Genomic DNA, 12,404 nt, shown 5'->3' on the forward strand with positions numbered 1-12,404 from the left:
GGCCACGCGCATGGATGACGTTCGAGGAACGAGGCACAGATGACCGACCCGGTGACGCTGGACGGCGAAACCAAGATCGGCGAGTTCGACGAGAAGCGGGCCGAGAACGCCGTACGCGAGCTCCTCATAGCCGTCGGCGAGGACCCGGACCGCGAAGGCCTCCAGGAGACGCCGGCGCGGGTGGCCCGTGCCTACCGGGAGATCCTGGCGGGTCTGCGTCAGACGCCCGAGGAGGTGCTGACGACCACCTTCGACCTGGGTCATGACGAGATGGTCCTGGTCAAGGACATCGAGATCGTCTCGCTCTGCGAACACCATCTGCTGCCCTTCCACGGCGTGGCCCATGTCGGCTACATCCCGGCCGAGTCGGGCAAGATAACCGGTCTTTCGAAGCTGGCCCGCCTGGTGGACGTGTTCGCCCGCAGGCCCCAGGTGCAGGAGCGCCTCACCACGCAGGTGGCGGACTCGCTGATGCGCATCCTGGACGCCCGGGGAGCCATCGTGGTGATCGAGGCGGAGCACATGTGCATGTCGGTACGCGGCATCCGCAAGCCCGGCGCCAAGACGACCACGTCGGCGGTGCGCGGCCAGCTGCGCGACCCTGCCACGCGCAGCGAGGCGATGAGCCTGATCGTGGCCCGCTGAGCGGGTTCTCGCGAAGTTACGGCCCCTGCCGACGGCGGCCGAGGCCCCGCCCGTACCGGCCGATGACAGGACTCAACTCCCGTACGCCGACCGGTGGTTGGGGCGGACGATCGCATGGAACGGCCCCGGCCCCCGCGCAGAGCGGGGAGCCGGGGCCGTTCGGTGTCCCGGGCCGGCGGCGGGTCAGGTGACCGGGGCCGTGGTGTCGTCCTCGTCGTCGGGGAGCTTGCAGACGCGTTCCAGGAACAGGGCGGCGGCCACGACGGCGATACCGGCCAGGACCGAGAAGCCGGCGTAGATCGCCTGGTCGCGGCGGGGCGGTACGTCGAGATAGCTCAGCAGATAGACGCCGGTGCCGCCGTACATCCCGCACACCAGGGCCGCGACGAGGGCGCTGGCCTGGCCGAAGACCACCGCGCGCGCGGCCATCAGGGGCTCCACGCCCTTGGCTCCCGGCCGGCGCTCGCGCTGGGCGCGCAGCCGGGCGCGGATGGACAGGCCGGTGGCGAGCAGGACGACGGCGATCACCCCGAGCACGATGGGCGCCGCGAGCGGCACGCTCGGGAGGGTGGACACCGAGTCCCACAGCCGGGCGATCGCCCAGGAGAGCACTCCGGCGACGACGAACAGCCCGGCCAGCACACCCAGGCGCAGTTGCTTCACGGAGTAGTGCCCTTCGCGTCTTTGCGGTCGTGTGGAGTCCGGTGCGCTTCCGGCGTCCCGAAGGACGCCGGAGCCGCGTGACCGGCCACGGACGGCGCACGCTCCACGCGCTCCACGTCCGCGGAGCACCCGGTGGCCGACCTCAGAAGCGTAACGACTACTCGGGCAGGCGGAGTTCCAGGTCGGCGCGGGGTTCCACGCCGGCGCGGCCCACGGCGCTCAGCAGGTCGGCGATCGCGCCGTGTCCGGTGAGCTGCGCCTCGGGGTCCACGTCGAACCAGGGGGCGAGCACGAAGGCCCGCTGGTGGGCGCGGGGGTGGGGGAGGGTGAGGACCGGGTCGTCGGAGACGACGTCCGCGTAGGCAACGATGTCCACGTCGATGGTGCGCGGACCCCAGCGCTCGTCGCGGACCCGGGCGAAGGCCTCTTCGATGGCGTGGCCGCGCTCCAGGAGCGAGGCCGGCGGCAGGGTGGTCTTCACGACGACGACCGCGTTGAAGTACGAGGGCTGGGAGCCGGGGTCGACGCCCCAGGGCTCGGTCTCGTACACCGGGGAGACGGCTTTCACGCGCAGCCCGGGCGTGTCCTCCAGGGCGTCGATGGCGCCCTGGAGCGTCTCCAGGCGGTTGCCCAGGTTCGAACCGAGCGCGATGACGGCGCGGCGCGGGTTGGAGAGCGTCACATCGGCCGCGTCGACCTGCTCGACCACGGAGGCGGGCACCGGCTGTACGGTCGGGTCGCTCTGGGCGGCCCCCTGCGAATACACGCTCATACTCGGCTCCGGGTGATGGTGATGGTCACGTCGTCGAACGGGACGGTGATCGGCGCGTCCGGCTTGTGGACGACCACTTCCACCTCCTGGACGCCTTCGTGCTTGAGGCACTGCTGGGCGATGCGCTCGGCGAGCGTCTCGATCAGGTCGACGGGCTCGCCCTGGACGACGTCCACGACCTCCTCGGCCACCACGCCGTAGTGCACGGTCTTCGCCAGGTCGTCGTCGACCGCCGCGGGGCGGGTGTCGAGGCCGAGCACCAGGTCCACGATGAAGGTCTGGCCCTCCTCGCGCTCCCGGGGGAAGACGCCATGGTGCCCACGGGCCTTGAGGCCGCGCAGCGCGACACGATCCACGCGAATCACTCCTGCTGTCGTTGGTCAGACGGGCATGCGGCCGCGTGCGGGCGGCACGGTGCCCACGATCGAATCTACCTGCGGGCACTGACAGTGCTTGCCCACGGGGGCTATGGACAGATCGGGACAGGCCTGGTAGCCGCCCCTACCCGATGGTCCCCGGTTCAATCCTCGGGGAGCCCCAATCCTGCCCGGATTCAGTCCTCTTCCGGCTCTTCGTCGCCCGATTCGGCCAGCACCGGCGAGCCGTGGTGGGACCAGAGCCGCCAGCCCCCGGATGTGCGGCGGAACACATTGGTGGCGACCACGAGCTGGCCGACGAGCGGGCCCAGCTCGCCGCTCTCCTCGGCGGGGCCGCCGCTGAGGATGTTCTCGGTGCAGGTGACCAGCGCGGTGTCGCCCAGGATGACGACCTTCACATCGGTCAGGAAGAACTGGATGTACTCCGTGTTCGCCATGATCAGGGCGTACGAGCGGAGCACCTCGCCGCGCCCGGAGAGCACCGGCCAGCCCGGGTGGACGCAGGAGATCCCGGTGTCGCCGGCCTCGGTGGCGTCCAGCCGGAGGGCGGACAGCTCGTCGAAGTCGCCCCGCTCCAGGGTCTCGTAGAACGCGGTGTTGGCGCGCTCGACCGCCTCGCTTTCGGTACGCGGGCTCACCGGGCTCCCTCGACGGCGCGCGCCACGCGGACGGCGTCGGCGGTGGCCCGCACCTCGTGGACGCGCACCGCCCAGGCGCCCTCGTGGGCGGCTATGGCGGAGACGGCGGCGGTGGCCGCGTCGCGTTCGCGGGCGGGGGGCGGGGGCGCGCCCTCGGGGCCGGCCAGGACGTGGCCGAGGAAGCGTTTGCGGGAGGCGGCGACCAGGACGGGCCGGCCCAGCCCGCGCAGTTCGGCGAGGTGGGCGACGAGGGCGAGGTCGTGCTCGGCCTGCTTGGCGAAGCCGAGGCCGGGGTCGATGACGAGGCGCTCGGGGGCGATGCCGCCCTCGATGACGGCCTCGATGCGGGCGCGGAGTTCGGCGACGACCTCGGCCACCACGTCGGTGTAGACCGCGCGGCTGTTCATGTCCTGGCTGAAGCCGCGCCAGTGCATGACGACGAAGGGGGCGCCGGTGGCGGCGACGGCGGGGATCATCGCGGGGTCGGCGAGGCCGCCGCTGACGTCGTTGACCAGGACCGCGCCCGCCGCGACGGCCTGTTCGGCGACGCGGGCGCGCATGGTGTCGACGGAGACGGTGACGCCCTCGGCGGCCAGGCCCCGTACGACGGGGACGACGCGGCGCAGCTCCTCGGCCTCGTCCACGCGGGAGGCGCCGGGGCGGGTGGACTCGCCGCCGACGTCGACGAGGTCGGCGCCCTCGGCGACGAGGTCGAGGCCGTGCTTGACGGCGGTGGAGGTGTCGAACCACCGGCCGCCGTCGGAGAAGGAGTCGGGCGTCACATTGACCACGCCCATGACCGCGCAGCGGTCCCATTCGGGCAGGCCTTCGACGGACCCCCGTCCGTGCAACGTACTCATACGTCCAGCGTAGGCGTCAGCCGCTGGTTCCCGGACCACGCTCGGGGGTGGCGAAAAGGCGCTGGAGGAGATCGTGCAGGGCGACCCGGTCGGCGTCCGGGAGGCCGTCGAGGGCGGTGTGGGTGGCGAGCATGCCGGTGCGGACCGTCTCCACCGTGCGCATGCCGTCCTCGGTGAGGACGACGTTCTTGACGCGGCGGTCGGTGGGGCTCGGCTCGCGGCGCACCAGGGAGCGGGCTTCGAGGCGGTCGATGATGCCGGTCACGTTCGAGGCGTCGCAGTGCAGCGTGGTGGCGAGCGAGCGCATGGAGGCGGGGCCCCGGCGCAGCACGGTCAGGGTCTTGGCCTGGCTGGAGGTGAGCCCCTCGTCGGCCGCGGCCGACGAGAAGTCGCCGTAGAAGCCGGCCAGGGAGTCCCAGATGGCATCCATGAGCGCGGCGTTGCTGACGGCGGGGGGCGGGCTGGTTCCAGGCATGACGCCCACTGTACCCGCGATTCGAGCGAAACTTGACTACCTCAACCTTTGATGTTTACCTTCATTAAGTTGCTTGAGGTAATCAAGCTTCGCTTTGCACCCGTTCCTCCTCAGCCGTACGGAAGAAACAGTGACCACTAACCAACGCCCCCGCGGCGGTACCGGGCTCGTCCTGGTCCTCGGCCTCGCGGCCATGGTCGTCTCGATGATGCAGACCCTGGTCGTGCCGATCCTCGGGATCATCCAGAACGACCTCGGCACCACCACCTCGGGCGTGAGCTGGGTCACCACCGCGACCCTGCTGTCCGCGGCCGTCTTCACCCCGCTGCTCGGCCGCTTCGGCGACATGCACGGCAAGAAGCCCACGCTGATCGGTGTGCTCGTGGTCATGGTCGCGGGCTCCGTGCTCGCCGCCACCACCAGCTCGCTCGTCCTGCTCATCGTCGGCCGGGTGCTCCAGGGCGCGGCCACCGCGATCTTCCCGCTGGCGCTGTCCGTGCTGCGCGAGGAGATCCCGCCGCAGAAGCTGCACGGCGCCATGGCGCTGGTCAGCGGCACCCTGGCGTTCGGCAGCGGCCTCGCGCTCGTCGGCGCGGGCCTGCTCACGCAGGGCTCGCACCCCGACTACCACCGGGTCTTCTGGCTCGCCGTGATCCTCGCGGTCCTGGCGCTGGTCGCCGTCATCGTGGTCGTGCCCGCCTCCCGTACGAAGACGGGCGGACGCACCGACTGGTTCGGCGCCGCCACCCTGGCCGCCTTCCTCGTCCTGCTCCTGCTGCCCATCTCCCAGGGGCACGAGTGGGGCTGGTCCTCCGGCCGTACGATCGGGCTCTTCGTCGCCGCCGTCCTGATGGCCGGGGTCTGGGTGTTCGTCGAGCGCAAGGTCGCCGCGCCCATGGTCGACATGCGGATGTTCGCGCACCGGCCGGTCCTCTTCACCAACCTCGCCGGGCTGCTCCTCGGCTTCGCGATGTTCTCGCAGTTCATCGGCGTCTCGTACCTGGTGCAGATGCCGGACGAGCTGACCGGATACGGCTTCTCGGCGTCCGTGCTGCGCGCCTCCGTCGAGTACCTGCTGCCGACCACGCTCGTCTCGCTCGTCGCCGCCCCCCTCGGCGGGCTCCTCGTGGGCCGCATCGGGGCGCGCTTCACCCTCGCGGCGGGCGCGGCCTTCGGTGTCCTCGGCTTCGCCTGGCTGACCGGGGCGCACGACTCGACGTCGTCCGTCATCCTCGCGGGCATGCTGATCGGTGCCGCGATCAGCTTCGGGTACGCCGCGATGCCCGCGCTCATCGTGGCGAGCGTCCCGCACCACCAGACGGGTATCGCGAACGGGATCAACTCCATCTCGCGTTCGGTGGGTTCGGCGATCGCCAGTGCGGTGATCACCTCGCTGCTGGCCTCGAAGGTGCTGTCCGGGCTGCCCAAGGGTGTGCCTCCGCTGCCGGCGGAGAGCCAGTTCACGCTGTCGTTCGCGCTGGCCGGGGTCGCGTTCGTGCTGGTGGTCGGGGTGGCTCTGGTGGGCCTCTCCTCCGACCGGTCCCGCTCGAAGGTCACGTCCTCCGCCCCGGCGCCGGCGGAGCCGGCCCTGGAACGCGCCTAGCCCTCCGGGGGGCTCGGGGTGGGGGGTGCCTTTGCCCAGGGCGGGCTGGTTCGGCCCACCTGGGGCTCCGCCCCAGACCCCGGTGTGTTTTCCCACCCACCCGCCCGTGCGGCGGGGTTGGCTGGTTCCGGGACCTCTGGGGCTCCGCCCCAGACCCCGTTCGCGCCTGAACGGTGCTCGTCCTCAATCGCCGGACGGGCTGAAATGCCCGATGCGGGCCAGCACCAGTACCGCCAAGGGGCGCGGGGAACTGCGCGAGACGCGAGCACGGTCCGCAGGATCGAGCGGGTTTCAGGGGCGCGGGGAACTGCGCGAGAAGCGACCACGGTCCGCAGGGTCGAGAGGGGTTAGGGGCGCGGGGAACTGCGCGACCAGCCACCTGGGGCCCGCAGACGAAAGCGGGTTGGGGGGCGCGGGGAACTGCGCGAGAAGCGAGCACGGTCCGCAGGCCGAAGGGCATTCAGGGGCGCGGGGAACTGCGCAAACCAGCCCACCCACCCCGGGCCCCGGCCCACGAAAAGCAGAACCCCGGCACCGCACCCCCCGCAGGGGGCCCGGCACCGGGGTGTGGGCGGGAGGGGGGGACCCCTACGCCGCTCTCATCTCGCGCTCCTTGGACGGCGCATGCGCACACGCCCGATCCCGCCGAGCCGCCCGCGTCAGGCGGGCCAGCGGGCCCGGCAGGCCCAGGTTCACGAAGCCCTCCGCCTGCATCACGGCGAAGCCGATGCGGGGGAGGTCGGCGTGGGCCCGGTAGACCATGAAGCGCGGCTCCCAGCGCGGCTGGAACTTCGCGTTGAACTTGTACAGCGACTCGATCTGGAACCAGCGGGAGAGGAAGACGAGCAGGCCCCGCCACAGGCGCAGGACCGGGCCCGCGCCGATCTTCTCGCCGCGCGCCAGCGCCGAGCGGAACATCGCGAAGTTCAGCGAGACCTGGCGTACGCCGATCTTCTCGCAGGCCTGGAGCGAGGCCACGATGAGCAGCTCGTTCATGCCGGGGTCGGCCGAGCGGTCGCGGCGCATCATCTCCAGGGACATTCCGTCCTTGCCCCAGGGGACGAAGTGCAGGATGGCCTTCAGGTCGCCGAAGGGGGAGGGGGCCGCGCCCTCGTCGTCGGCCTTGTGGGCGGTGGCGATCACGCAGTCGCCGTCGTTGGGGTCGCCGATGCGGCCGAGCGCCATCGAGAAGCCGCGCTCGGTGTCGGTGCCGCGCCAGTCCTCGGCGGCCCGCCGGATGCGCTCGAGCTCTCCGTCGGAGAGGTCACGAACGCGCCGTACGCGGGTTTCGTAGCCATTGCGCTCGATGCGCTTGACCATCTGACGTACGTTCCGCATGGCGCGTCCGGCCAGGGAGAAATCCGCGACGTCCACCACCGCCTCGTCACCCAGCTCCAGGGCGTCGAGCCCGGTCTCGCGGGTCCAGACCTCGCCGCCGGTCTCGGAGCAGCCGACGACCGCCGGGGTCCAGGAGTGCGCCTTGGCCTCGTCCATGAAGCGTTCGATGGCGCCGGGCCAGGCCTCGACGTCGCCGATGGGGTCGCCGGAGGCGAGCATCACGCCGGAGACCACGCGGTAGGTGACGGCCGCCTTGCCGCTGGGCGAGAAGACGACGGCCTTGTCGCGGCGCAGCGCGAAGTGGCCGAGCGAGTCGCGGGCGCCGTGCTTGGCGAGGAGGTCGCGGAGCTTGTGCTCGTCGTCCTGGGTGAGCCGGGCGGCCGGGTGCTCGGGGCGGAAAGCCAGGTAGATGGTGGTGACGGCGGTGAGCAGGCCGAGCGCGCCGAGCGAGTAGCCGACGGTCCAGCTGGTCTTGCCCTGGTACTCGACCGGGCCCTCGAAGCCGAAGAGGCCGTACATCACGTGCTGGATGCGGTCCACGATGCTCGGGTTGCCGACGGTGCGGTGCGGGTGGACGCTCACGATGACCAGGCCCAGGCCCAGCGAGCTCGCCCCCATCAGGAAGAAGTTCGCCACCGCCTTCCAGCGGCTGCGCGGGTCGGGCAGCGCGTTGAACTCGCTCCGGTGGCGGACGAGCAGCGTGAGAAGTACCAATGAGATCAGTACGCCGACGACGGAGTGCCGGTACCAGAACTGGGCCACCGCCCCGATGGGCAGCAGCACCACGGCGGCCCGCCAGGCACGCCGCTTGCGGCGCTTCAGACCGTGGGCGAGGAGCAGCAGGAGGATGCCGGCGCTGAGCGCCACGGCTGCCGCGAAGGGGCCGAAGGTGCCCGGCAGCACCTCGCTGACCGTGTGGAACCGACTGTGCCGGACGCGATCGAAGACTCCGGCCGCGATGTCCAGGAGGCCCACGATCGTGCAGGCCGTACCGACCAGCTTGGGAACCGACTCCGCGCGCGGTCCGCCGAGGACCTTTCGTACACGAGTCGGAACCGATCCGTTTTTGTCCCCATCTATCCTGACAGACATCGCTTCCCGTGACTCCGCGAGAGATTCAGTTGGCCGGGGGACGGCGTCCGCGCCGTCCAGCCGGACAATTTGCGCCCTCTAGGACGGGACTTGAGGGGGGCGGGTTCCCTCGGTCCCAGGAAAATCTCAGCCAGAAAGTTTCATCGACTCATGGGTCTCACGAGCAACAAGGTGCTGGCACTCGCCGCGTTCCTGGCGGTGGTGCTGTTCGCGGTCACCATCTGGTTGTGGCCGCGCCTGGCGCGTCGCAGCTGGAAGGCAGTGACGGGCCGGATCGGGCTGCTGCTCGCGACCCAGCTGGCGATCTTCGCCTCGGTCGGTCTCGCCGCCAACAACTCGTTCCTCTTCTACGGATCCTGGGCGGATCTGTTCGGACAGGAGCAGGACCTGGGCACGGTCGTCGACCATTCGGCGGGCGGCAAGAACATCAAGGTCGTCGGCACGCAGAAGCCGGACACCCCGGGCGCGGGAAAGCCGCAGCTCGGGGGCGAGATCCAGAAGATCGTGCTGGGCGGTGAGAAGTCGAAGATAACCAGCCCCGCCTATGTGTATCTGCCGCCCGAGTACTTCCAGAAGGCGTACGAGCACAAGACGTTTCCCGCCTCGATCGTGCTGACCGGGTACCCGGGCACGGCCGAGAACCTGCTCAAGGGACTGCGGTATCCCAAGACGGCCTGGGCGCAGGCCAAGCAGAAGAAGATGCAGCCGATGATCCTGGTGATGATGCGGCCCACCGTGGCGGGCCAGCGCGACACCGAGTGCGTCGACATACCCGGCGGCCCGCAGACCGAGACGTTCTTCGCCAAGGACGTGCCGGACGCGATATCGGCGAACTACCGCGTCGGCACCAAGCCCGCGAACTGGGGCTTCATCGGCAACTCCACGGGCGGCTACTGCGCCCTGAAGATCGGCATGCACCACCCCGAGAGGTTCGCGGCGAGCGCGGGCCTCTCGGCGTACTACGACGCGGCGGACGACCCGACGACCGGTGACCTCTTCCACGGCGACAAGCGCGAGCGCAACCGCGCCAACCTGCTGTGGAGCCTGGACCACATCAAGCCCGGCCCCTCGTCCTTCCTGGTCACCAGCTCGCTGTCGGGCGAGGAGAACTACAAGCCGACCCAGTCCTTCATCAAGAAGGTCAAGGCGCCCGGCCGGGTCTCCTCGATCACCCTGGACAGCGGCGGCCACAACTTCAACACCTGGCGCCGCGAGATACCGCCGACGCTGGAGTGGATCAGCGGGCGGCTCAGCGCGAACTGACCGGCCGGGCCCCTCCCCGCGCGCTCAGCGCGAGCTGACCGATTCGACCTTCACCTCGGTACGGGGCACGGCGTGGGCGTCCGCGTCGATGGAGCGGCGCAGCGCCTCGTGGAGGCGGGCCGGGGTGAGGACGCCGAGGAAGCGGCCCCGCTCCTCGCGGTCGATCACCGCGATCCAGCCCGCGTCGTGCTGGAGCATCGTGGCGAAGGCCTGCTTGAGGGAGGCGCCGACCGGCAGCCAGGCCTCCATGCGCCGGGCGTGCTCGCGGACCGTGCCCGTGCCGAGGCGGGCCTGCTCGCCGGAGATCCAGCCGTGCAGATTGTCGTCGCCGTCCAGGACGACCGCCCAGCGCGCGATGTCGGCGGGCAGCGGGTCGTCGAGATGGACCACGGGCGGCTGGTCGAGGTCGCCCTCCTCGATGGGCGTCACCGAGAGCCGCTTCAGGCCCCGGTCGGCGCCGACGAAGTCCGCGACATAGGGGGTGGCGGGGGCGCCGAGCACGGTGGCAGGGGCGTCGAACTGCTCGATGGCGCCCTGCCCGTAGACCGCGATGCGGTCGCCGAGCCGGACCGCCTCCTCGATGTCGTGGGTGACGAACAGCACCGTCTTGCGCACCTGCGACTGGAGGCGGAGGAACTCGTTCTGGAGCCGCTCGCGCACCACCGGGTCGACCGCGCCGAACGGCTCGTCCATCAAAAGCACCGGCGGGTCGGCCGCCAACGCCCTTGCCACGCCCACCCGTTGGCGCTGGCCGCCCGAGAGCTGCTCGGGGTAGCGCGAGCCGTAGGTCTTGGGGTCGAGCCCGACCAGGTCGAGCAGTTCGGCCGCGCGCTCGTGGGCCGTGGCCTTCTTGACGCCGAGCAGATGCGGGACGGTCGCGGTGTTCTCCAGGACCGTCCTGTGCGGGAAGAGCCCGACCTGCTGGATCACATAGCCGATGCGGCGCCGCAGTTGGACGGGATCGACGGTCGCTATGTCCTCGCCGTCCAGGAATATCCGGCCCTCGGTCGGCTCGATGAGCCGGTTGACCATCTTCATGGTGGTGGTCTTGCCGCACCCCGACGGGCCGACCAGGGTGACCAGTTCACCCTCGGCCACCTCGAAGGACAGATCGTCCACGGCGGTGGTGCCGTCGGCGTACCGCTTGGTGACGTGCTCGAACCGGATCATGGTTCCCCATTGTGAAGGCTGGTGGGCGCGCTTGTGTGAAGCCCATGTTGCTGTACGGCAAAGGCCCACGGCGATTGTCAGTGGGCGGGGATAGGGTTTGGTACGTACGTTCGGGGCAGAGGTATCGGCATGCCCGGGGGAGGTGGGGGAGTGGCGCGGAACTGCCTGGCGGCCAACGACTGGATCTGTTGGGAGTACGTCAGCTCCCGCAGCCAGGAGCTCACCGACGCGACGGTCCAGCACATCTGGATCACCGCGGTCTCGGTCCTGATCGGCCTGCTCGTCGCCTTCCCCCTCGCGCTGCTCGCGCGCGGCCGCAAGGGCGTCGCGGCCACCGTCCTCGGCGTGACGACCGTGCTGTACACGGTGCCGTCCCTTGCCATGTTCGCGCTGCTGCTCCCCTTGTTCGGCCTCTCGGCCGGTCTGGTGATCACGGGGCTCGTCCTCTACTCCCTGACGATCCTGGTGCGGAACATCCTGGCCGGGCTCGAATCCGTGCCGCCCGACGCCCTGGAGGCGGCCCGCGGCATGGGGTACGGGCGCATACGGCTGCTGTTCGAGGTCGAGCTGCCGCTCGCGCTGCCCGCGCTGATGGCCGGGCTCCGGATCGCCACGGTGGCCACCGTCGCGCTGACCACGATCGGCTCGCTGGTCGACCACGGGGGCCTGGGCAACCTCATCGAGCAGGGTCTGCCCACCTTCTTCAAGGCGCAGATCCTCACCGCCTCCGTGCTCTGCGTGGTGCTGGCGATCGCCGCCGACCTGCTGCTCCTCGGCCTCCAGCGGCTGCTGACACCGTGGACGCGGATCCGTACGGCGAAGGCGGGCTGAGCGATGGGAGTCTTCACACAGGCCTGGTCGTGGCTGGCCACCGGCTCCAACTGGTCGGGGGAGGACGGCGCCTGGCACCGGCTCGGCGAGCATGTGTACGTCAGCGCGCTGGCCCTGCTGGTGTCCTGCCTGGTCGCCCTGCCGCTGGCGCTGTGGCTCGGCCACATCGGCAAGGGCGGCGCGCTCGCCGTGAACCTGTCCAACGTGGGCCGGGCCATCCCCGTGTTCGCGGTGCTGGCCCTGTTCATGGTGACGCCGCTGCGCAACGCCGGCTATCTGCCCACCGTGATCGCCCTGGTGCTCTTCGCGGTGCCGCCGCTGCTGACCAACGCCTATGTCGGCATGCGCGAGGTGGACCCGGCGGCGGTGGAGGCGGCCCGCGGCATGGGGATGTCGGGGCGCCAGCTCTTCCTCCGGGTCGAACTGCCGCTCGCCTACCCGCTGATCATGACCGGGCTCCGCTCGGCCGCGGTGCAGATCATCGCCACCGCGACGATCGCGGCGATGGCGGGCCTCGGCGGGCTCGGCCGCATCGTCACCGAGGGATTCGCGGTGTACGACACCCCGCAGGTGGTGGCCGGCGCGATGCTGGTGGCGGCGCTGGCCCTGCTGGTGGAGGGCGTCCTGGTGATGGTGGACCGCGTCTTCAGCCCGGTGCGGGGGCGTTCGTGACCCGG

The 12,404-nt window shown here is 70.8% G+C and carries 13 protein-coding genes; 5 read left to right on the plus strand and 8 right to left on the minus strand.

All coding sequences use genetic code 11. From position 1 onward, the window contains the following. The first annotated feature begins 39 nt into the window (after window positions 1–39). Window positions 40–645, plus strand: coding sequence for a GTP cyclohydrolase I FolE (gene folE / locus N4G70_RS20910; RefSeq protein WP_261714193.1), 606 nt, complete (start codon window positions 40–42; stop codon window positions 643–645). Between the two features lie 183 nt (window positions 646–828). Here folE and N4G70_RS20915 read toward each other — a convergent pair whose 3' ends face one another. The 6 genes from N4G70_RS20915 to N4G70_RS20940 form a co-directional block, all read right to left on the minus strand. Continuing rightward, window positions 829–1,308 (minus strand): DUF3180 domain-containing protein, encoded by a 480-nt coding sequence (locus tag N4G70_RS20915; protein WP_261714194.1) that lies wholly within the window; start codon window positions 1,306–1,308, stop codon window positions 829–831. Window positions 1,309–1,465: 157 nt separating this feature from the next. Then, window positions 1,466–2,080, minus strand: a complete 615-nt coding sequence (gene folK / locus N4G70_RS20920) for a 2-amino-4-hydroxy-6-hydroxymethyldihydropteridine diphosphokinase (protein WP_261714195.1) — start codon at window positions 2,078–2,080, stop codon at window positions 1,466–1,468. Beyond that, window positions 2,077–2,436 (minus strand): dihydroneopterin aldolase, encoded by a 360-nt coding sequence (gene folB, locus N4G70_RS20925; protein ID WP_120722122.1) that lies wholly within the window; start codon window positions 2,434–2,436, stop codon window positions 2,077–2,079. The genes folK and folB overlap by 4 nt, the downstream gene beginning before the upstream one ends. Before the next feature lie 197 nt (window positions 2,437–2,633). Next, window positions 2,634–3,095, minus strand: a complete 462-nt coding sequence (locus tag N4G70_RS20930) for a nuclear transport factor 2 family protein (RefSeq protein ID WP_261714196.1) — start codon at window positions 3,093–3,095, stop codon at window positions 2,634–2,636. Further along, window positions 3,092–3,955 carry a dihydropteroate synthase gene (folP, locus tag N4G70_RS20935; RefSeq protein ID WP_261714197.1) on the minus strand — a complete coding sequence of 288 codons (864 nt, stop codon included), beginning with the start codon at window positions 3,953–3,955 and terminating at the stop codon, window positions 3,092–3,094. Before folP ends, N4G70_RS20930 begins: the two co-directional genes overlap by 4 nt. 16 nt (window positions 3,956–3,971) lie before the next feature. Beyond that, window positions 3,972–4,430 (minus strand): MarR family winged helix-turn-helix transcriptional regulator, encoded by a 459-nt coding sequence (locus N4G70_RS20940; RefSeq protein ID WP_261714198.1) that lies wholly within the window; start codon window positions 4,428–4,430, stop codon window positions 3,972–3,974. A 130-nt stretch (window positions 4,431–4,560) separates the two neighbouring features. On the opposite strand from N4G70_RS20940, the gene N4G70_RS20945 reads away from it, so the two are divergent. Continuing rightward, window positions 4,561–6,033 (plus strand): MFS transporter, encoded by a 1,473-nt coding sequence (locus N4G70_RS20945; RefSeq protein WP_261714199.1) that lies wholly within the window; start codon window positions 4,561–4,563, stop codon window positions 6,031–6,033. Between the two features lie 588 nt (window positions 6,034–6,621). On the opposite strand, the gene N4G70_RS20950 is transcribed toward N4G70_RS20945, so the two are convergent. Then, a complete protein-coding gene (locus N4G70_RS20950; RefSeq protein ID WP_261714200.1) occupies window positions 6,622–8,463 on the minus strand; it encodes a phosphatidylglycerol lysyltransferase domain-containing protein in 1,842 nt (613 codons plus the stop codon). A gap of 150 nt (window positions 8,464–8,613) precedes the next feature. Between N4G70_RS20950 and N4G70_RS20955 the strand changes: the two genes are divergently transcribed. Further along, entirely contained in the window at window positions 8,614–9,726 is a 1,113-nt protein-coding gene (locus N4G70_RS20955; RefSeq protein ID WP_261714201.1) for an esterase family protein, read from the plus strand. 24 nt (window positions 9,727–9,750) lie between these two features. On the opposite strand, the gene N4G70_RS20960 is transcribed toward N4G70_RS20955, so the two are convergent. Next, complete coding sequence (locus N4G70_RS20960; protein WP_261714202.1) at window positions 9,751–10,896, minus strand: ABC transporter ATP-binding protein; 1,146 nt, start codon at window positions 10,894–10,896, stop codon at window positions 9,751–9,753. Between the two features lie 150 nt (window positions 10,897–11,046). On the opposite strand from N4G70_RS20960, the gene N4G70_RS20965 reads away from it, so the two are divergent. Together N4G70_RS20965 and N4G70_RS20970 are read left to right on the plus strand one after the other, a co-directional pair. Next, on the plus strand, window positions 11,047–11,727 hold the full coding sequence (locus tag N4G70_RS20965) for an ABC transporter permease (RefSeq protein ID WP_315904275.1): 681 nt from the start codon (window positions 11,047–11,049) through the stop codon (window positions 11,725–11,727). A gap of 3 nt (window positions 11,728–11,730) precedes the next feature. After that, window positions 11,731–12,399, plus strand: a complete 669-nt coding sequence (locus N4G70_RS20970; RefSeq protein WP_261714204.1) for an ABC transporter permease — start codon at window positions 11,731–11,733, stop codon at window positions 12,397–12,399. Window positions 12,400–12,404: the final 5 nt, after the last annotated feature.

The sequence above is a fragment of the Streptomyces sp. ASQP_92 genome (assembly GCF_025399895.1).
In the GTDB taxonomy this organism is placed as follows: Bacteria; Actinomycetota; Actinomycetes; order Streptomycetales; family Streptomycetaceae; genus Streptomyces.

Bases quoted from the DNA above. Each gene is read 5' to 3' on its own strand.
- folE (WP_261714193.1), top strand. From the start codon at position 40: ATGACCGACCCGGTGACGCTGGACGGCGAAACCAAGATCGGCGAGTTC.
- folK (WP_261714195.1), bottom strand. From the start codon at position 2,080: ATGAGCGTGTATTCGCAGGGGGCCGCCCAGAGCGACCCGACCGTACAG.
- folP (WP_261714197.1), bottom strand. From the start codon at position 3,955: ATGAGTACGTTGCACGGACGGGGGTCCGTCGAAGGCCTGCCCGAATGG.
- N4G70_RS20940 (WP_261714198.1), bottom strand. From the start codon at position 4,430: ATGCCTGGAACCAGCCCGCCCCCCGCCGTCAGCAACGCCGCGCTCATG.
- N4G70_RS20950 (WP_261714200.1), bottom strand. From the start codon at position 8,463: ATGTCTGTCAGGATAGATGGGGACAAAAACGGATCGGTTCCGACTCGT.
- N4G70_RS20955 (WP_261714201.1), top strand. From the start codon at position 8,614: ATGGGTCTCACGAGCAACAAGGTGCTGGCACTCGCCGCGTTCCTGGCG.
- N4G70_RS20960 (WP_261714202.1), bottom strand. From the start codon at position 10,896: ATGATCCGGTTCGAGCACGTCACCAAGCGGTACGCCGACGGCACCACC.
- N4G70_RS20970 (WP_261714204.1), top strand. From the start codon at position 11,731: ATGGGAGTCTTCACACAGGCCTGGTCGTGGCTGGCCACCGGCTCCAAC.